We start from the raw sequence: 21,110 nt of genomic DNA on the forward strand, positions 1-21,110 counted from the left end.
AATAGGATGTTTCCCGACCGGTTTTGCTTTCAGGCACTGGGTGAAGTTGTGGGTGCAAAGTCGCACCATGCCAAAGTAATAATTTGGCATAAATTACCTCTGCTGTATTGGCAGGAATATTGAGGAAAATTGTCGAAATTGGTCAGTACATTTGGACATGATAGAAAGGAGGGAAAAGGGAAAATCAACGACATATATGATATGTCAACAAGGGGAGGCAATATGATGAACCGCACTTCGCTACAGGACAAGCCGAGGTTTCCATTATTGCTGTTTCTAGTGGTTTTCAGTATCTTTATTCTAAGCGTTCCGGCCCTTGCCTTTGCCGATACTAACGGTCCCTCGTTTACTAACCTTTTTCCGCAGGGTGGAGCGGTAATAAAATCAAGCAGAGTAACTATTGCTTTAACGGCAGTTGACCCCGATTTTATCGATTACAACTCCGTTGTAATGCTGCTGGACGGTAACCTGGTCAATCCGATCAAGCAGTATGGATGGATTGACGAGTATACCGATGACTATTCCACCTTGGAAATGTATTATTCTGCCAGCCTGGTGGAAGGCAGTCATTTTGTTTCAATCACGGTAAGAGACCGCGCGGGGAATTCTTCTACCAAACAATGGAACTTCACAATATCAGAACCACCGCAAATTTCCCCCATACAGCCCGAGGGCAATGCTACCGTAACGGAATTAAAACCTCTTATATCTGCCAAGGTTACCGATAATACAGCCGTTGACAGTGGCTCAGTGGAGATGTATCTTGACGGCACTAGGGTAAACGCTGTATTTGATGCGGCATCTGGGGTCATAAACTTTACGCCGGAAAATGAACTGCCCAATGAAAGCTGGCACACGGTCTTGGTCAAGGCCCGTGATACTGCAGGCAATCAGGCGCAATTTTCCTGGAAGTTTTTTATCAACACTTATACTGAAATGACTTTTTCCATGAATGATGCAACCTGCCAGCAGTGCCATGATCGAACCAGTCATCCCATGAATAATTGCGGTAAATGCCACGGTACAAATCTATCGCCATCCAATCCTACATATCCGTTGGACGATTGTTATAAATGCCATTTTAACGCTACCACCTACCCAAGCGCTTACCATAACCAAGGGCTGCCGGTAGCAAATCCGCCTCTTCACGGGGCGCAGGATACGGACAGTTGTATGGAGTGCCATGGCAAGACATGGACGACAGGTATTCCGCCTGTACACAGTATCAGTGATGTTTCACGAAGGCACACAACAACATCACAGGGATGTACCATGTGCCATGCCACCACGCTGACCAGGGAACATGCTCGCCGGTATGATGACAACGGCAATCAACTGACCTGTTTTACCTGTCATAATAATCCTGATCCACAGGTGCAAAAGGCTATCGCCGAGAAGAATTCGGCCTGCAGCGCATGTCATCTGAACCTTGATGCCGGCGGCGGGCACCCGGCACACCAAAACGGGCTGGATGCAGCCTGTCAGACCTGTCATTCCGACACTATCCTGGGCGAACAACAGTTTCACAAGGCTAAAGGATGTAATATCTGTCACCAAAAAGACGCCGGCGAAACTGTTAAGTATGCAATTAATACAAAAAATACCAATTGTCTGGCCTGCCATGACCAGGGACATAATTTACACATGATTGCCAAAGAACCCGCCGATTTGCCTAAATATCCCGGGTTTACCTGGAGTGTTCCCCAAAAGGCCAGTATTATGGCTGGTGAAGCCTGGATGCCTGCGGAATACGCAGGGGTAGGCGGTAAGCTGCTGATTTCCTCACGGCGCAGTGATGTTAGCGCTGGAGAACTTTTCAACTGGTATGAGGAACAGATGGCCCAGGCCGGCTGGGAAAAAGTGTCCGGAAACATAGCACCCGGCAATTACATGGTTATGTCATATCAGAAAGGGAACCGGCATGCTACCGTTATTATATATAACGGGGAATACCATAGCGCTCAGGCCCCGGCAATAGGTTTCCGGATAGAAATACTTTATAAGTAAAATATTTGAAAAATTATTTGCACAAAGGTTTGCTTTTAGCAATAAATTGTGTTAAAATAAAAAAGCATAATGGATCAGGTAGAACGGAAAAGTTTTACCGGGCTTTTATGAGCAGCAGGATTATAAACCTGTGGGACCGTGTGGTTCCACAGGTTTTTCGCTAAACGGGGAAATTTTTTGAACATACCAGCACACAGAATTCATATAATAAAGATGTTAGGGGGTATGGCCATTGGCGCAGGCTGATTTTGCGGATGCTCAAAAAGAAAAAAAGGCGGTAGCTTTAAGCTCGGTCCTGGCATCCCTGTTTCTGACGGGTGGAAAACTCATTATAGGTTTGCTGACGGGCAGTCTGGGTATTCTGTCTGAAGCTGCCCATTCAGCCCTGGATTTTGGCGCTGCAGCCATAACTTACTTTGCAGTCAGTATTTCCGATAAACCGGCGGATAAAGAACACCATTACGGTCACGGTAAGGTTGAAAATTTTTCTGCTCTTGTAGAAGCCCTATTACTAATGGTAACATGTCTGTGGATTGTTAAAGAAGCCATAAACAGGCTAATGATGCCGGAACTCCGGTTGGAGGTAACGGCATGGGGTTTTGGAGTTCTGGTTGTGTCAATTATTATAGATTTCTCCAGGTCCCGGGCGCTGAAAAAGGCAGCTAAAAAGCACAAAAGCCAGGCTCTGGAAGCCGATGCCCTGCATTTTTCCAGCGACATCCTGAGTTCTCTGGTAGTAATTGTGGGTTTGGTATTTGCCAAGTTTGGCTATGAGAAGGCTGACCCCATTGCAGCATTGGTGGTTGCGGTTCTGGTTATTATTGCCAGTTTGCGTTTGGCCAAGGAAACCGTTGATGGCCTGCTGGACCGGGCTCCGGAAGGGATAAGGCAGCGGATTGAATCGGATGTAACGGGTGTACCCGGAGTTTTGGGTTTACATAAGATACGGGTACGCCGGGTGGGCCCTAAAATATTCGGGGATTTGCACGTATTGGTTGACGGGAATAAGACTATCAAAGAAGGGCACCAGTTAGCCGACCGGGTTGAGGATGTACTGGCCAAGTATGCTTCCGATGTGGTAATCCATATTGAACCTGTCGAAGAGGTGATGAAGGAAGATATCATCACAGAGGAAGATTTAAAAAAGATACTGGAGAAAGCGATGGAAAGGCTGGGCGGTAAGTTTGTCAATTACCATGAATTATCCCTCCGGTATGATTACATTGCAGGTCCCGTGGGCGGTGTACACCTGGTTCTACCCCAAGGTTTGCCTTTAAATGAGGCTCATCATATAGCCCACTCCATTGAAGAGGAAATAATGGCCAATTACCCGGGAACGAAATTTAACGTAAAAATAGAGCCCTGCGCCGGGACCTGTACCGAATGCGCCCTGTTTTGCGATGATTAATCGTCTTCCTGGTTAATAAAGTTTATTATTTGTTCCGCGGAGAACCCGAAAATTTCTATCAACTTATCTTCCGGCGGATTGTCCGGGTTTTTCCATATTTCGATTATTTTTTCCCGGATACTGTTTTTTAAATCCTGAATTGATTTGGACATCATACATACCTCCGAATTTCACATTATTGTAATTCCCTTCATAAACTGTAATATGCTCAGAAGGCAAAAAAAATACAGTTTTGGAGGGATTTTTCGTGCGTTATGTTGTAAAGCCGGGCGATACGCTCTATATTATTGCCCAGCGTTTCGGGGTGACAGTAGCCGACATTCTGGCCGTTAATCCTCAAATTAGAGACCCTAACTTGATTTTCCCCGGCCAGGTAATAATTATTCCTGGCAAAAGGCCCGAAATTCCGCCTTATTACCCTGGGTTTCCGCCAATGTTTCCCCCGGGATATTGGGGGTGGCCGCCCTATATTCCCGGTGAATATCCTGTAGGTTGGTGGCCTAATGTACCTCCGGGATACTATCCATACATGCCTTCGGGTGGACAATGGCCCCAATTACCTGCTGAACCGGGTCCAGGCTTTGGGGTGTTAAAGAGAGGGAGCAGAGGCCCGGAAGTAAAAATGCTGCAGGAACGCCTGGCAGAACTTGGTTACTATACAGGACCTATAGACGGGGTATTCGGTAGGCGGACCGAAATGGCTGTAAGGGCTTTTCAGAGGGAAAAAGGGTTCCCGGAAACAGGCATCGTTGAAGAAGTAACTTGGGCAGCGTTAGGCTTATAAAATAATAAATCTTTTTGAGGGGTTGGACTATTTCGGGCACATAGTGAATATAATCACTATGTGCATTTATTTTGAGCATGGCAATATAAACGGGCTTATGTGCTACATTGCCAAAATTTAAAATATTACAACTTTTTTTAATTATTCAGGCAGGATTAAGGGCAAAGTTAGCGAATAATTTCACATTAGTGACATTTAATAACAAAAGATATTTAATTAACAAAAGGAGGTTTTTAAAAAATGCCTGCACAAATTTTAAAAGGCAAACCATTAGCGGACAAAATTAAAGAGCAGACCAGGAAGGAAGTTGAGGAACTGAAACAGAAAGGTATTGAGCCTTTCCTTGTAGCGGTTCAGGTTGGTGAAAATGCTGCTTCCAAGTTTTACACCGATAACCAGCGAAAAAACGCAGAGCAGCTTGGTATCAAGTATGAATTAAGGGAACTGCCTGCCGAAACTACTCAGGAAGAACTTATCAAATACATAGAAGACCTGAACAACGATGACAAGGTTTCCGGCATAATTCTGCAAATGCCTCTGCCGCCGCACATTGAAGCCAGAGAGGTGCAGTGGAAAATAGCTTTTGAGAAAGATATCGAGGGTGTTACACCGCATAACATGGGACTTGTTTCTTTCGGTAAGCCCCGGCTTGCTCCGTGTACGGCCGTAGGTGCTTACGAGCTTGTCAAGTCAACGGGCATCGACCTAACCGGTAAAGAGGTAGTTGTTGTGGGACACAGTGATATTGTTGGTAAACCGGCAGCCCTGCTTCACCTGAATGACCTGGGGACAGTTACCGTATGCCATATCGGTACTGCTAAAGCCGGAAAAACCCCTGAACATGTGGCTAGGGCTGACGTACTTATAGTTGCCGTCGGCGTACCCGGATTAATTAAGGGCGAATGGATTAAACCCGGCGCCATTGTTATTGATATTGGAATTAACGAGGTAGACGGCAAGATAGTTGGAGACGTGGAATTTGACAAGGCTGTCGAAAGAGCAGGTATTATTACTCCTGTTCCCGGTGGCGCCGGTACAATGACTACTGCTATTCTGCTGAGAAACGTGGTGGAAGCCGCCAAGTGGCAGGCTGAAAAAAGATAGTGTTTAGCGGAAGCCGGTTTATGAATATTTAGATTTGACCGCGATCCCTTAAAATTGAGGGTTCTGCGGTTTTTTCTTCTGAATTTTACCCGGTAGTGGTATAATAGGATTATATGCTGTAGGACAAGAGGAGGTTAATCTATGTATAGGATTCTACAGAAACGCTCCCTGGCTACCGGTATCCACATGTATGAAATATCGGCGCCGGAAATTGCAGCCAAAGCGCTACCGGGACAGTTTATCATTCTGAGAGTGGACGAATGGGGAGAACGTATTCCCCTGACTATATTTGATTTTGACCGCAAATCGGGCAGTATTAAAATTATTTTTCAGGAAGTGGGTTTCACTACAAAAAGACTGGCCTGCCTGAAACAGGGTGATTTTATCACTGATATAGCCGGCCCCCTGGGCATGCCCAGCCATATCAAAAAGTACGGACGGGTAATTGCTATAGGCGGTGGTGTGGGTGCAGCGCCCATTTTCCCTATTGTTCGTGCTCTGAAGGAGGCGGGGAACGAAGTTATTTCAATTATCGGTGCGAAATCAGCCGAGACTTTGATTTTGCAGGACGTTATGAATAATGTCAGTGACCGGCTGATTATTTGTACTGATGACGGTTCCGTCGGCGAAAAGGGGTTTGTTACAGAGGTACTGCAGAAACAATTGACAGGTGAAAAACCGGACCTGGTGATGGCCATAGGACCCCTGCCGATGATGCAGGCGGTCAGTGAGTTAACGGCTTCTTATGCTGTAAAAACGCTGGTTAGCCTAAACCCGATTATGGTGGATGGAACAGGAATGTGTGGAGCCTGCCGGGTAAAAATAGGAGAGGAGACCAAGTTTGCTTGTGTTGAGGGACCGGAGTTTGACGGACACCTGGTTGATTGGGAAACCCTGATCAGGCGGTCCACAATGTATGCCAAAGAACAAGAGCTAATTCTCGGTGAGAAGGTCCGTTCAGGAGGTGGCTGCGGATGTCATTCATAACTGCTAAACACCCCATGCCTGAACAGGATCCACGGGAAAGGATTAAGAATTTCAAAGAAGTTGCTCTTGGTTACGATCAGGAAACGGCTGTTGCCGAAGCCAACCGGTGCCTACAGTGCAAAGGTGCTCCCTGCCAAAAAGGGTGTCCTGTCGGAGTGGAGATCCCTGCCTTTATTAAGTTGATTAAAGAAGGAGATTTTATCGCTGCCGGTAATAAAATTAAAGAACGTAATAACCTGCCGGCTGTTTGCGGTCGGGTATGTCCACAAGAAAACCAGTGTGAAAAGCAGTGTGTGCTGGGTAAAAGAGGAGAGCCTGTCGGCATAGGCAGGTTAGAAAGGTTTGCCGCCGATTTTGGTGCAGCTTTTGACAGGACAGCGCAGCACTTAAGCCGGCAATTAACCGGTAAGAAAGTAGCTGTAATCGGTTCGGGACCTGCGGGATTGACAGCGGCCGGGGATTTGGCCAAACTTGGCTATCGGGTTACCGTTTTTGAAGCCCTGCATGTTCCCGGCGGCGTTCTTGCCTACGGCATTCCGGAGTTTCGCCTGCCGAAAGACATTGTCAAAAGAGAAGTGGACTACCTGAAAAGTCTAGGTGTGGAAATAAAAACAAATATGATTATAGGGAAGACTTTTACCATAGACGAATTATTTACAGACGGTTTCCAAGCAATATTTGTCGCAACTGGGGCAGGGCTGCCTTACTTCATGAACATCCCGGGTGAAAACCTGAATGGGGTCTTTTCGGCCAACGAGTTTTTAACGCGGACCAATCTCATGAAGGCATACATGTTTCCGGAATACCATACGCCGGTCCATATCGGTGCAAAAGTAGCAGTCATCGGAGCAGGAAACGTAGCTATGGATTCGGCCCGGACAGCCCTTCGGCTGGGAGCGCAAAAAGTAACTGTTGTTTACCGCCGTTCGGAGAAGGAAATGCCTGCCCGGCTGGAAGAAATAAAGCATGCCCAGGAAGAAGGCGTGGAGTTTCTTTTCCTGACCAGCCCCGTCAAACTTATTGGGGATAAAGAAGGTTGGGTGAAGAATATGCAATGTATCAGGTATGAACTTGGTGAACCCGATGCCTCGGGTCGGAGAAAACCGGTGGCGGTCCCCGGATCGGAATTTAATGTTGAGGTGGATACGGTTATCATGGCTATCGGCCAGGGGCCCAACCCATTAATAACACAAACGACTGATGGGCTTATGTCGAATGCCCGGGGAAACATTATCGTGGACGAGCGGGGCCAAACTACTCGTTTGGGTGTTTTTGCCGGCGGCGACATCGTTACAGGGGCGGCCACAGTTATTCTTGCTATGGGGGCAGGCAAACAGGCGGCCATATCTATTGACCAGTATTTAAGGGACAAATAAATATAAAATTTTCAGGGGAGGGGTATTATGCCAGCTCAAATTCTTGATGGGAAAAAGCTGTCCAACGAGATTAAAGAAGGCTTGAAAGCAGAGGTAGAGGCTTTAAAAGCCAAAGGCGTTGTACCGACCATTGGTATGTTGTTGGTTGGAGATGATGAAGCATCCGCCCTATACGTGGGGTTAAAGGCTAAAGCTGCCACGGCTATCGGCGGAGAGGGAAAAACATTCAAATTACCTGAAGATGTGACTTTTGAAGAGATTATGGAATTAATTGATAAGTTGAACAATGACCCGTCAATTCACGGCATCCTGGTGCAACTGCCTTTGCCCAAGCACTTGCATGACAAAGAAAAAGCAATACTTGACGCTATTAATCCCGAAAAAGACGTAGACGGTTTCCATCCTACCAGTATTGGTAACCTGGTTATTGGAGACGACGGTTTTGTAGGTTGTACGGCCTTTGCTTGTATGAAACTGCTTGAGCTTACCGGTCAGGATTTAAAAGGCAAACATGCCGTTGTGGTAGGTCACAGTATTGAAGTGGGTAAACCGGTAAGTATGCTCTTGTTTGCCAAGGGATGCGTAGTAACCATTGTCCATCCAGATGATCCGAAGCTTACGGAATATACCAAGCAGGGCGATGTCTTGATTCTTGAGATGGCGAAACCTAAATTCGTTACCGGCGATATGGTAAAACCGGGCGCTATTGTAATTGATACCGGATCTAACTGGGTTGACGGTAAACAGGTCGGCGATGCGGACAAAGAGAGCGTGGAGCAGGTAGCAGGTTGGTTGAGCCCGTCTCCCGGCGGCGTAGGGCCTATGATCATCGCTATGCTCATGTATAACCTGGTCAAAGCCGCTCAACAACAAAGTGCATAAATATTGAATGGGAAGGTACGAAGCCTTCCCATTCCACTTTCTACTGCATTTGATAGCTATTAACCATGGTATTGGTTGTATTTTGTTGCATGGTGGGTACCTGGTACATGCCTCTTTGATTCATATAGGTGAAGCATTCCCAGGCTTGATTCATACAGGAAACGGAACAATTTTGCATTAATTGCCTTAGGTTATAATCGGCACATTCAAGAGCAGCCATAGTACATTTCAAGGCACTGGACTTATGGTATGCCAGCATACCTAAAGCCACATCGCGATCATCAATTTCGTTTACGCTGCTGCTGGGCTGCATTGGGGACGGATTCCTGAGCCCGTACTGGACAGGGGTTTTCTTCACGCCATGATAAGGCATAAAACTTATTACCCCCTTGCTGTGCAGATACGAAGCAATTTGATCGTAAGTCCTGTTCATATGGCTTAAATGACTGTCCATCATGGAGTTTAATTGCTGGTCTTTGATATATGGTTTATAAAGTTGAAACCTGTTTATGCCCTCAATCAGTGAGGACAAAACCTCATGGACTTCCATGATTTCGTGAGCTCCGAATTGGGCAGCCTGACCTTGCTGAGGAGTTTGCCAGCCGGGTTGGCCTATACCCATCTGCTGAGTTCCGTATGCTTGGGCTCCGGGTTGTTGAGCGCCGAATTGTGGAGAACCAAATTGTTGCACAAAGAATACCTCCCTAAAGATTAGTATTGACCTTACAAGTTATGTTTTCCCCAAAAAGCGGCGCTTTATCCATATTATTTTATTTCTTTTCCGGGCCGTAAATGCAGTTGGGGCTTTTATTAATATTATGGCAAGGTTTGCAGCAAAATAAATCGGTGGACATAAGACCCTGGGTTTTATGGTTTAAGGTAGGTTCCACTCCGATTATTTGAATATCGGGGTTAAGTTCTTTTTTGTCCTTAGTGTTTTCAGTGGTTCCAATAAAAAAAAGAATATCATCTGTGATAATAAAGAGGAAAAACCGGATTAACCGTGAATTGTAAAAGTATAAATGAGCTTTTGCCTAAATCATTAAGGGAGAGTTGTTCCAATTGCGGTTAATGACTGTGGCGGAATTAAACAATTACATAAAGGAAAAATTGGAAGGCGACCTTTTTTTGAATAACATCTGGCTGAAAGGAGAAATCTCAAATTTCAAATTCCATTATTCAGGGCATATGTACTTTACGCTTAAGGATGCCCAAGCTACAATCAAGTGCGTCATGTTTAGAAGCCGCTGCAGTAATTTAAAGTTCTTGCCGGAAAACGGCATGGGAGTTGTTGCCCGTGGTCGGGTAGGAGTTTACGAGAGAGATGGCCAGTACCAGTTGTATATTGAAGAAATGCAGCCCGACGGAATTGGAACCTTGTACATCGCCTTTCAGCAGTTAAAAGAAAAACTTGAAAAAGAAGGGCTTTTTAACCAGGAGCTGAAAAAAAAGATACCCAGGCTGCCAAAACGCGTGGCCGTGGTCACTTCTCCCACGGGCGCCGCGGTGCGTGATATAATTACAGTGTTACACAGGCGTTGCCCCCATATTGAAATACTCCTTATACCTGTGGCAGTACAGGGGGAAAACGCGCCGCCCGAAATAGCCCGGGCTATTGAAATGGTCAATGCTTATGGGCAAGCCGATGTCATTATCGTAGGGCGCGGCGGGGGTTCTTTGGAAGAACTATGGGCTTTTAATACAGAGATTGTAGCCCGGAGCATTTTTGCGTCCTCTATTCCTGTTGTTTCGGCGGTGGGCCATGAAACCGATTTTACCATTGCCGATTTCGTTGCTGACTTGAGGGCCCCGACACCATCGGCTGCAGCCGAACTTGTAGCTCCAAATTACCTGGAATTGGTTCAGAGGTTCGCTGAACTGCAGGAAAGGCTTGTACTCGGGATAAATTTTTATCTACAGAAAAACAGGAATAGGCTGGAGGTCTGCATGAAAAGCAGGGCTATGAGCAGACCTATGGATTTGATACAAAGTCTTGTCCAGAAACTGGACTATACTGTGGTCAGATTGGAGCAGGCTATGCGTGGGTTCCATAGAGAAAAGGGAAACCGGTTTCGGGTTGCCTGTGCCGGCTTAAACAACCTGAATCCTTTGGCTACATTGGAAAGAGGTTATGCCGTATGCCGGGATAAAGTTACCGGCAGTCCAAAAACTACAATCAGCCAGTTTCGGGTAGGAGAAACAGTAGAAATAATTCTCCGGGACGGTTTGGTGGATTGTACCGTTGAAAGAACAGAGGAGGGAAATTCATGAGCGGGGAGCAGGAGTTTAACCTGGATATAGAAAACTTTGAGGAAGCCATAAACCGTTTGGAGGAAATAGTCAAAACACTGGAAGAAGGCAATATTGGTCTGGATGAAGCTTTGCAGAAGTTTGAAACGGGGGTTCGTTTATCCAGGTACTGCAATAATAAATTGACAGAAGCTGAAAGAAAAATCAATATGCTGATCAGGGAAAATGATGGGACATTTTCCGTTAAACCTGTAAACCCTACGGAGGATTTCAATGAATAAAAAAGCTTTTTTAAAGGAACTGAAAAGAAAAGTAAATATAATAGAAGATGCATTAAGCCAGTATTTACCTGGTGAAGACGAGTACCCGGAAACCATTCACCAATCAATGCGGTATAGTATGCTTGCCGGCGGGAAAAGGCTCCGCCCCGTTTTGGTTTTGGCTGCTGCCGAAGCAGTGGGCGGAGATGTTAAAAAAGTTATTCCGGCGGCTTGTGCCATTGAAATGATTCATACCTATTCCCTTATTCACGATGACCTTCCGGCTATGGATGATGATAACTACCGAAGGGGAAAACCAACTAATCATGTTGTTTATGGGGAGGCTATTGCCATTTTAGCGGGCGATGCTCTCCTTACTTTAGCCTTTGAAGTTTTAAGTTCTTTGGTGGAGGAGCCCGGTATAGCCCCGCAAAAAGTACTGCGCGTAATCAAAGAAATAAGTTTAGCCGCTGGGTCTAGGGGGTTAATAGGTGGTCAGGTTGTGGACATCGGGTCCGAAAATCTCGACATTTCAGCAGAGACACTGAAATATATTCATATTAATAAGACCGGCGCCTTATTTAAGGCTGCTCTGAAAACAGGCGCTATTTTAAGCTCAGCCAGTGAAGAACAAATTACTGCTCTATCCCGGTATGCTCATTTCCTGGGACTGGGTTTCCAGATAACCGATGATATTCTGGACATTGAGGGCGATACAGAGAAACTTGGCAAACCGGTAGGCAGTGATATCAAGAAAAAGAAAGCCACTTATCCATCTATTTTCGGTCTACAGGAAGCCAAGCAAATGGCTCGGGAGGCAGTGGCAGAGAGCCTTATGTCGTTGGAAGGTTTTGATGAAAGGGCAGATTTTCTCAGGGAAATGGCCAGGTATTTGCTGGAGCGGGATAATTAGTGGGAATAAAGATACGGCTCAAAGAGATTTTGGGATATACACGGTGGAAGTCATTTTTGGAACAGTGTAGGGCATTACCATAGCTTTATTAATATAAGCAACTAAAACGGTCAAATTAAGTCGAAATCGGTTAAAATAAAAGAAGCAGGGGAATTGACCTGAATTGAAGAATAATTTAATATGTGTTATAATTAGTTCGCTTTTTCAGCAGAGTATTATTAAAAAATTCAATAGGTGGCGCAGTATCCTAGTCAGAATCCCTACTTCGAAGGCGGGGCTAAAAATCCGCTAAAGGGCACATCGATGAAGTTCCTGGTTTCGGCTGCCGACGCCCAGTCGGGGGTCGGGGCTGGGAGTAAGGAGGAAGGGCGATCTACAATGGCATGTAGGCGTTGACCCAGCCTCCGTGGAGGCCTGTAATCCGGACGATAAGAGATTCGGGTTACAGGATAAACCTACAAAAGATTCTGTTTTTGAAACAGAGTCGAGTGTAGCGTAGCCTGCCTTGAGTGGTGTTGGTGGATTACGGGTTATCAGGCGCTTTGGATTCGGGCCCGATTCCAAAGGGCTTGCTGTTTGAAACCTCCACTGCAAAAGAGGCTAGAAGTAGTTCGTTTCTGTCGAGGAAAACTCCTAGGCTGTTCAACCGGACGGTTGAGGTGCGCTGGGGATTAAAGTATGGACTCAGTGGTAATCCAGTCCTGTACAGGGCGACCGTACAGATTCGTCATAAAGGGAAACCGCCGACATGGCAACGTGTCGGAGACGGATGGGAAAACCTACTGGACCTAAGCCATAACATTTACTCAGCGTATTGCCACCTGACCTTACATATCTGGCGCCGGAACATGGACCGCCAGCTTGCTGTATGAGGTGAAAATGGTTGGGTGATAACAGGGCAACCTCTTTGAAATCAGCCTTAATTATTGGGATAGGAACCTTTTTTCTTGCATCTTTTTTCAGCTTGTTTTCCGAATTAGTACTGCCAAAAATTCAAATACTTTTACTGTCTTTTCTTTTTTTATTTTTAATTATCTTTCTGGGGATAATCTTTGACATTATTGGGATAGCAGCGGCCGCAGCCAATGAACGTCCCTTTCATGCCAAAGCAGCCAAAAAGGTAAAGGGTTCGGTACAGGCTATTAAAATAGTGCGGAATGCTGACAGAGTGGCCAGTTTTTGCAATGACGTGGTGGGAGATATATGTGGCACGGTAAGCGGGGCTTTGGGCGCAGCCATTGTTTTTCAGGTTGTACTAAACCATCCGGGCTTCAACGAGTCAATTTTATCAATAATAATGACGGGGTTGGTTGCTGCTCTGACGGTTAGCGGTAAGGCTCTTGGCAAGAAGAAAGCCATAGCAGAGGCCGACCATATTGTTTTCCGCGTTGGACAGGCCCTGGCCTGGATGGAAAACGTAATGGGCGTGGATCTGTTTTCCAGGAAAAGTAGCAGGAAGCATAAAGACAGGAGAAGGTGAAAACTATGGAAACCCCCCTGTTGAATCAAATTAAAACACCAGAGGATTTAAAACGTCTTTCATTGGATGACTTGAATATCCTGGCCAGGGAATTAAGGCAAAAATTGATTCATGTGGTATCCAGGACAGGCGGTCATTTGGCGCCCAACCTGGGAGTAGTTGAACTGACCCTGGCCCTGCACTATGTCTTCGATGCGCCGAGAGATAAAATTGTATGGGACGTAGGCCACCAGTCTTACGTACATAAGTTACTTTCAGGCCGGCAACAGGAATTTGACACTCTCCGGCAATACGGGGGGTTAAGCGGATTTCCAAAGAGAAGCGAAAGTGAATATGATTCCTTTAATACCGGCCACAGCAGTACTTCTATTTCAGCCGTATTGGGTATGGCGTTGGCTCGCGACCTGAAAAAAGAAAATTTTCATGTAATTGCTGTGATAGGCGATGGAGCCTTAACGGGCGGTATGGCTTTTGAGGCCCTGAATCATGCCGGACACCTAGGGACGAACATTATTGTAGTCCTGAATGATAATGAGATGTCCATCTCGGAGAACGTAGGAGCTTTATCCGGCTACCTGAGCAGGATGAGAACGGATCCCATGTATAACCGGCACAAGGAAGAGATGGAAAATTTATTAAAGAAAATACCGTCTATCGGCCCGACGGTTTTTAAGGCCATCGAAAGGATTAAGGACAGCTTTAAATATCTGGTGGTTCCCGGTATGATTTTTGAAGAACTGGGCTTCACTTATTTAGGTCCCATTGATGGGCATAATATTATGGAAGTGAAAACAGTGCTGGAAAGGGCCAAAAGAACTAAAGGGCCTATTATGGTACATGTGGTGACCTGTAAAGGGAAGGGATATGAACCGGCGGAAAAAAACCCCGACCGTTTTCATGGGATCGGTCCTTTTAACATAAATACCGGGGAGCCTGTTTCCGCCTCCAGTGTTGTTTCTTATACGGAGATATTTGGGAAGACTCTTTGTCAACTGGCGGCCGACGATGAGCGTTTATTGGCTATTACTGCGGCTATGCCTACGGGGACGGGCCTAACCAGGTTTGCGGAATTATTTCCTGATCGTTTCTTTGACGTTGGTATTGCCGAACAGCATGCGGTAACCCTGGCTGCCGGTTTGGCCACAGAAGGATTCAGGCCGGTGGTGGCAATTTACTCCACATTCCTGCAGAGGGCCTATGATCAGATTCTTCATGATGTAGCCATGCAGGATTTACCGGTGATTTTTGCCGTTGACCGGGCCGGATTGGTTGGCGAGGACGGTGAAACCCACCAGGGGATTTATGATTTTGCATATTTACGCCATATACCCAATATGGTGATTATGGCGCCTAAGGATGAAAATGAACTGCGGTTCATGTTAAAAACAGCTCAGTTGCTGGATAAACCAGTTGCAATCAGGTATCCGAGGGGAAGCGGCATCGGCGTGCAGATAAGCGAAGAGATCAAGGACATTCCGGTTGGAAAAGCTGAAGTTTTGCGGGATGGAAAGGATATTGCCCTATTTGCTGTCGGTCCCTTAGTATACGAGGCTTTGGCAGCTGCGGAAAGTCTCCATGAGCACGGTATAGAGGTAGCGGTGGTGAACTGCCGGTTTATAAAACCGCTGGATGTGGAAACAATAACGGAATACACCCGGAAAACCGGTAGGGTAATTACATTGGAAGAGCATGCCCTGGAGGGGGGCTTTGGCAGCGCTGTTTTAGAGCTGTTACAGGAACAGGGGCTACGGGCTCATGTGGAAAGGATAGGACTACCCGACCGGTTTATAGAACAGGGCGCTCTCCGGGTTCTCAGGGAGAAATTTGGTTTGTGCCGGGATAATATTGTTAAAGTAGGGCTTAAAATGGCAGCCACGAAAAAACTTGTTCCGGCAAAAATGAAACTGCTCTCCAAGTTGTAGGTGATAAACACATGGAAAAAATGAGACTGGATATGCTGCTTGTTGAAAAGGGCCTTTTCCCGTCGCGGGAAAAGGCCAAATCTGCCATTATGGCCGGTTTGGTTTTTGTTGACGGCCAAAGGGTGGATAAAGCCGGGACCACTGTCTCTGTGTCTGCTGATATTGAGGTGCAGGGTAACCCCATTCCCTATGTCAGCAGGGGAGGGCTTAAATTGGAAAAAGCTATTAAAGAATTTTCTGTCCGGCTGGAAGGGAAAATAGTTATGGACATTGGGGCCAGTACAGGCGGCTTCACTGATTGCGCTCTCCAAAACGGGGCGGCCAAGGTTTATTCTGTGGACGTGGGATATGGACAACTGGCCTGGTCGTTGCGCCGGGATCCCCGCGTTGTTAACCTGGAACGGACCAATATCCGGTACCTGGAGAAAGAAAAAGTTCCCGATAATATAGAAGTAATTACAATAGATGTTTCCTTCATATCTTTGAACAAGGTGCTGCCCAAGGCTTATGAATTATTGCAACCTGAAGGTCAGGTTATAGCCCTGATTAAGCCCCAGTTTGAAGCGGGCCGGGAAAAGGTTGGGAAAAAAGGGGTCGTAAAAGACCCAGCGGTTCATGTAGAAGTAATTGAAAAGGTTATCACCGGCGCCCAGGATTTGGGTTTTGTTCCTGTTGGTCTGACCTTTTCACCGGTCAAGGGACCGGAAGGAAATATTGAATACCTTTTGTTACTTGAAAAGCCGGCAAACCCCCGGGAATCAACTGTAGATATCGATGCCTGGAACATTGTTCTGCAGGCTCAGCATGACTTTGACAAAAACAATTGAATTCAGATAAATATTTTTTTATTATGTACATATAATATTGTATACAATATATTTTATTTGGGGGTATTTTTTATGGATTATCTTCTAACTTGGAGTGAAGGTGAAGAGGTTGGATACAAATTGCTTTCGCGCCATCAGTTGAAAGGGCTTAAGATAGAATCCGATAAAAGATATTCCCTTACAGAGTTGAAAACAGGTAGAGAAATTAGCGATATTAAAGGGTTCATTGAGGAAAACAAATAAAGAAGGGTAAAGTAAAAGCTAGCCTTTTGGCTAGCTTTTATACACTGGAAGATTCGCCCGATTCGAAGTTAATATTAAATTCATGATTCATTTGATCTTTATATATAACTTTGTTGATTTTTATTCCCTTTTTGATCTCAAAAAGCAGGAGACCGCCTCCTCGGTAATCAGGCGGCAGCGTAACTTTGCGGAAAGCGCCTTTGCCCGTTACAGATTCAGTAATTTCGGAATACTTGTAAGTGGTATTATCTATGGCGACCAGGGTAACATAATCCGGTGAGATGGGGACGTTCTGCTGAGACTTATTTATAACAATAACTGATAAACCGACAATATCATAACCCTCTTTGGTGGCAAGCATATTCTTGGGAAATGTTTTCAACTCCCTGCTCACTTCCAGGGTTATGCCGTCTTTTTGGGCAGTTAGGTGGTTAGTATTGGGAGTTGTGTCAGGTTTTGGCGCCGGAACTTTGCTGCCGGTGCATCCTGCCAGCAGGAAGGCCACACATAAAATTATGATAATGTATTTTTTCATACGTTAAACACTCCTTATCAGAATATAAGTGTTTTACCAAATGAGCTGTTTTTATTATATTCGACGTTATCTCACAATATCCTTGGTAAACAAACAAAAAATTTATCACAAGGACTTCTGTTATTTCTGTAGAATATTACCTGTTGGAGGGAATCCAGGTTGCAAAAAATAGGCTTGATTGTAAATCCAGGAAAACCAAAGGTTTCCGTTCTGGCGGAAGAAATTGCTGACTGGCTGCAGGCTAAAGGAAAGCGGGTTATTTTGGGGACTATCGGGCAAGGGCCCCAGCCCGAAAGCATCAGTAACGAAATGACTATTCGCGAATGTGATTGCGCCATTGTTCTTGGAGGAGACGGGACCCTTTTGCATACTGCCCGTAATAAAACCCTGGTGGGAATACCACTTTTTGGTATCAACCTGGGACATTTAGGCTTTCTGACGGAAGTGGAAGTTAACGATGTTATACCTTCCCTGGAGAAACTCGTCGCCGGGGACTTCCAGGTGGAAGAGAGAATGATGCTGAAGGCGACGGTTGTCAGGGATGGTCGGCCTTTGGAACAGTTTTTTGCTTTAAATGATGCTGTCGTTACCAAGGGCGCTTTTGCCCGGCTGATTAGGCTGGAAACATACATTAATGACAAATTTTTCGATGTATTTCCCGCTGACGGCTTAATTATTTCCACGCCTACGGGTTCCACAGCCTATTCCCTTTCTGCCGGAGGCCCTTTGGTTATGCCACACTTGGACCTGATGATTGTCACACCCATCTGTCCACATACTCTTTATTCCAGGCCTTTGGTAATCCACGGGGACAGTCAGGTACGGACTGTTATTTGTTCGAAACAGGGGGAAATCATGCTGACCCTGGATGGCCAGGACGGGTACCCGGTAAAACACCTGGATGAAATCATCATTGAAAAGGCCGAATGTACGACAAAGCTGCTAAAATTAAACAACCGTACATTTTTTGAGATACTTCGTGCGAAAATGAAGGAAGGCGGCAGCACCGATGTTTGAAATGATAGCGAGTCCGGTAAAAGTTGCACATTTACTGATGGGCAACAAAATTGGTCCGGGCGCGACAGTAATCGATGCCACTGTGGGAAACGGGTATGATACATTGTTTTTAGCTGAAGCCGTTGGCGTTGTAGGAAGGGTTTACGGTTTCGACATTCAGGCTGAGGCTATCGAAAACACAAAGCTTCGCCTGCTAAAAGAAGGGTTACTTGAACGGGTCCTGTTATTTCACGAAGGCCATGAGAATCTCGCCCATAGAGTAACAGAGAACATCGACGGGATAATGTTTAACCTAGGTTACCTGCCTGGCGGTGACCACCGGGTTATCACGAAACCCAGCACCACCATTATGGCCCTGGAAGGTGCTTTAAAGCTACTGAAACCGGGGGGGCTAGCTACAGTTGTTGTGTATCCAGGGCATGAAGGCGGCGCCGATGAGGCTCAGGCTTTGGACGAATATGTTGCGCACTTGCCGAAAAATACATACAGTTGTGTAAAAATTACTTTTGTAAATCGTTCCCGCAGGAGTCCTTACGTTCTGGCCATAGAAAAAGCTCAATAGAGGTTCAGGGTGATATGATGAAATCAAAAAGACACCTTAAAATACTGGAAATTGTCAATAGCAAAATAATTGAAACCCAGGAAGAACTGGCAGAGCAGTTGAAATGGGCAGGATTTGATGTCACGCAGGCTACTGTTTCCCGTGATATAAAGGAACTCAGGCTGGTTAAAATCCCGATTGGGGACAACCATTACCGTTACGGGGTTCCCACGGCAACAATCAACTTACATAATCAGGAACGTATGAAGACCATGTTCCGGGATTCTGTGGTCAAATTGGACTATTCGGAAAACATCATCGTAGTTAAAACCTTGCCGGGAACTGCCCAGGCAGTAGCCTCCACCATTGACGGCGCCAACGATCCGCATATAATCGGCACGGTGGCCGGTGATGATACAATACTGGTGGTAGTCAAGCCCATACAGGCCTTGCTTTCGGTCTTTAATAAATTTACCGCTCTCACACAACGGAGGGGTTAAATTTGATTATCAGGTTAATTATAAAAAACTTTGCTTTAATCGATAATATTGAATTGGAGATATCACCCGGATTTAATGTCCTGTCGGGGGAAACAGGGGCCGGAAAATCCATAATAATTGACGCTATGGGAGTTATTATCGGTTCTGCCGGTTTGCATGAGTACATAAGAACCGGGGCCGACAAAGCTTTGATAGAAGCTCTCTTTGACATTTCCGGTTACCGGGCTGTAGCAGCTAAACTGGAAGATATGGGTTTTGCATCGGAGGACGGTACTTTGCTTCTAACCCGGGAATTGCAGCGCAATGGTAAAAACATCTGCCGTATAAACGGGCGCACTGTTACTTTGTCCATGTATAAGGAAATCGGTGAATTACTTGTAGATATATACGGTCAAAATTACCAGCAGTCGCTGCTTCGCCGTGAAAAACACCTGCTGCTGCTTGATTCCTTCGGCGGGGAGGCTATAAAACAAAAGCTGGAGGAAATTTCAGCGGTGGTTGAGGAGTACAGGCGTGTTAGAGTAGCCCTGGAAGGACTGCAAACGGATGAGGCTGATAAGGCCCGGCGGTTGGATATGTATAACTACCAAATGCGGGAAATTGATGAAGCTCAACTGGACCCCAACGAAGAAGAGCGACTACTGGAAGAAAGAAAAGTAATGGCCAATGCTGAAAAACTTGCCGAACTTGCTGTCAATGCCTATAATCTATTGTATCTTGGTGATGCGCCTCAGCTCTCGGCTTTGGATTTACTGCACAAAGCCCTGATGTCATTGCGGGAGCTTGTCGGGATTGATTCTTCCATGGCTCATGTTGCAAAACAGTTGGAAGAAGCCTTGTACCAGATTGAAGATTGTGCTTCCGAAATCGGTGATTATAAAAATAATCTTAATTTTGATCCAGTACTGTTGAATGAGATCGAAGACAGGCTGGAAAAGATTAATAAGATTAAGCGCAAGTATGGCAGTACAGTTGCGGATGTTTTAAGGTACAGGGAGGAAATAGCGGCTGCCATTGAACAGATTACTTATGCCGATGATGAAATACAACGCCTGACGGAAAAGCTGCGGGAATTAAAAGTTAAATACGATACGGCAGCAGAAAAATTATCAGCTTTAAGAAAGGCAGCGGCCCAAAAGATAGAAGAAGAAATTTGCCTGGAGTTGGCTGACCTGAATATGCCGTATGTAAAGTTTAAAGTACAGTTTTGTGAGCGCGAGGAAATATCGGCCAAAGGAAAAGATGATGTTGAATTCCTGCTGTCACCCAACCCCGGCGAGCCTTTAAAGCCTTTAGCAAAAATTGCCTCCGGAGGAGAAACTTCCCGCATTATGCTGGCTATGAAAACCATTTTGGCAAAGGTCGATGAAGTGCCGACCCTAATTTTTGATGAAATTGATGCTGGGCTTGGAGGAAGCGCCGTACAGGCCGTGGCCCGAAAACTGGCTTTTATTGGCGGCAACTGCCAGGTTATTTGTGTCACCCATTCACCAGTTACAGCAAGCTTTGCCGATACCCATTTTCATATATTGAAAGAAGCAGGAGAGAATAAAACTGTTACCAAAGTCTTTGCATTGAACGGAGAAGCCAGAATTAATGAAATTGCCCGCATGCTCGGCGGAGCCAATATTACGCCCACTACTTTAAAAAATGCCGAAGAAATGCTGCAACATGCGCAGCGAATAAAGGGGAGTACCAACAGGGGCAAATGATTCCTCCGCTCTGGGCAAAATCTCCATCGGATAGCCATTCCCGCTTACTCGGATTGCCGTGGATGATTTTAGCCCTGCTCCGGAAAACATTTGTTCCTGTTCTAGGTAAAACTTAGTCCGTCATCAATCTAAGTTCGTCAACATATTTGACGAACTTTTTTTGTATCCAGGGTGCTTTTTTAATTTTTCCGAAATTAATAAAAAAATAGCTGTTAAATTTAAGAATAATTTTTTTCACTGAATAATACGGAATTTTTCAAATAATTGCCCAAAACCCGTAAATAATTCTGTTTAAATTTAATTTTGCCAAGAAAACTCATTATTTCTTGTTATAAAACCAAAATGAATCGGATAATTTAAGT

General features: G+C 45.5%; 21 protein-coding genes and 1 riboswitch. Of the genes, 18 read left to right on the plus strand and 3 right to left on the minus strand.

Translation table 11 applies throughout. The features are described from left to right. The first annotated feature begins 222 nt into the window (after window positions 1-222). Window positions 223-2,007 (plus strand): hypothetical protein, encoded by a 1,785-nt coding sequence (locus Tfer_RS01945; protein WP_152908941.1) that lies wholly within the window; start codon window positions 223-225, stop codon window positions 2,005-2,007. Window positions 2,008-2,068: 61 nt separating this feature from the next. Next, window positions 2,069-2,148: riboswitch (NiCo riboswitch) on the plus strand. A 91-nt stretch (window positions 2,149-2,239) separates the two neighbouring features. Further along, window positions 2,240-3,415 (plus strand): cation diffusion facilitator family transporter, encoded by a 1,176-nt coding sequence (locus Tfer_RS01950; RefSeq protein WP_052216648.1) that lies wholly within the window; start codon window positions 2,240-2,242, stop codon window positions 3,413-3,415. Here Tfer_RS01950 and Tfer_RS16445 read toward each other — a convergent pair. After that, a complete protein-coding gene (locus tag Tfer_RS16445) occupies window positions 3,412-3,567 on the minus strand; it encodes a hypothetical protein (protein ID WP_207642441.1) in 156 nt (51 codons plus the stop codon). The two genes, Tfer_RS01950 and Tfer_RS16445, sit on opposite strands and share 4 nt — an antisense overlap. A 95-nt stretch (window positions 3,568-3,662) precedes the next feature. Here Tfer_RS16445 and Tfer_RS01955 point away from each other — a divergent pair, with 95 nt between their 5' ends. The 5 genes from Tfer_RS01955 (at window position 3,663) to Tfer_RS01975 (ending at window position 8,548) form a co-directional block, all read left to right on the plus strand. Continuing rightward, the gene (locus Tfer_RS01955) at window positions 3,663-4,199 is read left to right on the plus strand and encodes a PGRP and LysM peptidoglycan-binding domain-containing protein (protein WP_052216649.1); all 537 of its coding nucleotides are present in this window, start codon (window positions 3,663-3,665) and stop codon (window positions 4,197-4,199) included. Between the two features lie 240 nt (window positions 4,200-4,439). Continuing rightward, complete coding sequence (locus Tfer_RS01960; protein WP_052216650.1) at window positions 4,440-5,303, plus strand: bifunctional 5,10-methylenetetrahydrofolate dehydrogenase/5,10-methenyltetrahydrofolate cyclohydrolase; 864 nt, start codon at window positions 4,440-4,442, stop codon at window positions 5,301-5,303. A gap of 141 nt (window positions 5,304-5,444) precedes the next feature. Then, window positions 5,445-6,290: a sulfide/dihydroorotate dehydrogenase-like FAD/NAD-binding protein gene (locus Tfer_RS01965; protein WP_052216651.1), complete on the plus strand. Its 846-nt coding sequence runs from the start codon at window positions 5,445-5,447 to the stop codon at window positions 6,288-6,290. Next, window positions 6,278-7,666 (plus strand): NADPH-dependent glutamate synthase, encoded by a 1,389-nt coding sequence (gltA, locus tag Tfer_RS01970; RefSeq protein ID WP_052216652.1) that lies wholly within the window; start codon window positions 6,278-6,280, stop codon window positions 7,664-7,666. Before Tfer_RS01965 ends, gltA begins: the two co-directional genes overlap by 13 nt. Window positions 7,667-7,693: 27 nt before the next feature. Then, window positions 7,694-8,548 (plus strand): bifunctional 5,10-methylenetetrahydrofolate dehydrogenase/5,10-methenyltetrahydrofolate cyclohydrolase, encoded by an 855-nt coding sequence (locus Tfer_RS01975; protein WP_052216653.1) that lies wholly within the window; start codon window positions 7,694-7,696, stop codon window positions 8,546-8,548. Window positions 8,549-8,588: 40 nt separating this feature from the next. Here Tfer_RS01975 and Tfer_RS01980 read toward each other — a convergent pair whose 3' ends face one another. After that, window positions 8,589-9,239 (minus strand): spore coat protein, encoded by a 651-nt coding sequence (locus Tfer_RS01980; RefSeq protein ID WP_052216654.1) that lies wholly within the window; start codon window positions 9,237-9,239, stop codon window positions 8,589-8,591. A 380-nt stretch (window positions 9,240-9,619) separates the two neighbouring features. On the opposite strand from Tfer_RS01980, the gene xseA reads away from it, so the two are divergent. From xseA to Tfer_RS16450, 7 genes are all read left to right on the plus strand, one after another. Next, entirely contained in the window at window positions 9,620-10,819 is a 1,200-nt protein-coding gene (gene xseA, locus Tfer_RS01985; protein WP_152908948.1) for an exodeoxyribonuclease VII large subunit, read from the plus strand. Then, window positions 10,816-11,079 (plus strand): exodeoxyribonuclease VII small subunit, encoded by a 264-nt coding sequence (xseB, locus tag Tfer_RS01990; protein WP_013120564.1) that lies wholly within the window; start codon window positions 10,816-10,818, stop codon window positions 11,077-11,079. The genes xseA and xseB overlap by 4 nt, the downstream gene beginning before the upstream one ends. After that, window positions 11,072-11,971 carry a polyprenyl synthetase family protein gene (locus Tfer_RS01995; protein WP_052216656.1) on the plus strand — a complete coding sequence of 300 codons (900 nt, stop codon included), beginning with the start codon at window positions 11,072-11,074 and terminating at the stop codon, window positions 11,969-11,971. Before xseB ends, Tfer_RS01995 begins: the two co-directional genes overlap by 8 nt. 883 nt (window positions 11,972-12,854) lie before the next feature. Next, window positions 12,855-13,451: a hypothetical protein gene (locus tag Tfer_RS02000; protein ID WP_052216657.1), complete on the plus strand. Its 597-nt coding sequence runs from the start codon at window positions 12,855-12,857 to the stop codon at window positions 13,449-13,451. A 5-nt stretch (window positions 13,452-13,456) separates the two neighbouring features. Then, the gene (dxs, locus tag Tfer_RS02005; RefSeq protein ID WP_052216658.1) at window positions 13,457-15,373 is read left to right on the plus strand and encodes a 1-deoxy-D-xylulose-5-phosphate synthase; all 1,917 of its coding nucleotides are present in this window, start codon (window positions 13,457-13,459) and stop codon (window positions 15,371-15,373) included. Window positions 15,374-15,384: 11 nt separating this feature from the next. Beyond that, window positions 15,385-16,200 (plus strand): TlyA family RNA methyltransferase, encoded by an 816-nt coding sequence (locus Tfer_RS02010; RefSeq protein WP_013120560.1) that lies wholly within the window; start codon window positions 15,385-15,387, stop codon window positions 16,198-16,200. A 72-nt stretch (window positions 16,201-16,272) separates the two neighbouring features. Further along, entirely contained in the window at window positions 16,273-16,443 is a 171-nt protein-coding gene (locus Tfer_RS16450) for a hypothetical protein (RefSeq protein WP_160315512.1), read from the plus strand. Window positions 16,444-16,480: 37 nt separating this feature from the next. On the opposite strand, the gene Tfer_RS02015 is transcribed toward Tfer_RS16450, so the two are convergent. Next, window positions 16,481-16,978, minus strand: a complete 498-nt coding sequence (locus Tfer_RS02015; protein ID WP_052216659.1) for a DUF4352 domain-containing protein — start codon at window positions 16,976-16,978, stop codon at window positions 16,481-16,483. Window positions 16,979-17,137: 159 nt separating this feature from the next. On the opposite strand from Tfer_RS02015, the gene Tfer_RS02020 reads away from it, so the two are divergent. From Tfer_RS02020 to recN, 4 genes are read left to right on the plus strand one after another with little or no spacing between them, the layout of a single operon-like run. Continuing rightward, window positions 17,138-17,995: an NAD(+)/NADH kinase gene (locus Tfer_RS02020; protein WP_052216660.1), complete on the plus strand. Its 858-nt coding sequence runs from the start codon at window positions 17,138-17,140 to the stop codon at window positions 17,993-17,995. After that, the gene (gene mnmM / locus Tfer_RS02025; protein ID WP_083436717.1) at window positions 17,988-18,557 is read left to right on the plus strand and encodes a tRNA 5-(aminomethyl)-2-thiouridylate-methyltransferase MnmM; all 570 of its coding nucleotides are present in this window, start codon (window positions 17,988-17,990) and stop codon (window positions 18,555-18,557) included. The genes Tfer_RS02020 and mnmM overlap by 8 nt, the downstream gene beginning before the upstream one ends. A gap of 17 nt (window positions 18,558-18,574) precedes the next feature. Further along, on the plus strand, window positions 18,575-19,036 hold the full coding sequence (gene argR / locus Tfer_RS02030) for an arginine repressor (protein ID WP_052216661.1): 462 nt from the start codon (window positions 18,575-18,577) through the stop codon (window positions 19,034-19,036). 2 nt (window positions 19,037-19,038) lie between these two features. Then, entirely contained in the window at window positions 19,039-20,748 is a 1,710-nt protein-coding gene (gene recN / locus Tfer_RS02035) for a DNA repair protein RecN (protein WP_052216662.1), read from the plus strand. Window positions 20,749-21,110 lie beyond the last annotated feature (362 nt).

This window comes from Thermincola ferriacetica (genome assembly GCF_001263415.1).
Classification (GTDB): Bacteria; Bacillota; Thermincolia; order Thermincolales; family Thermincolaceae; genus Thermincola; species Thermincola ferriacetica.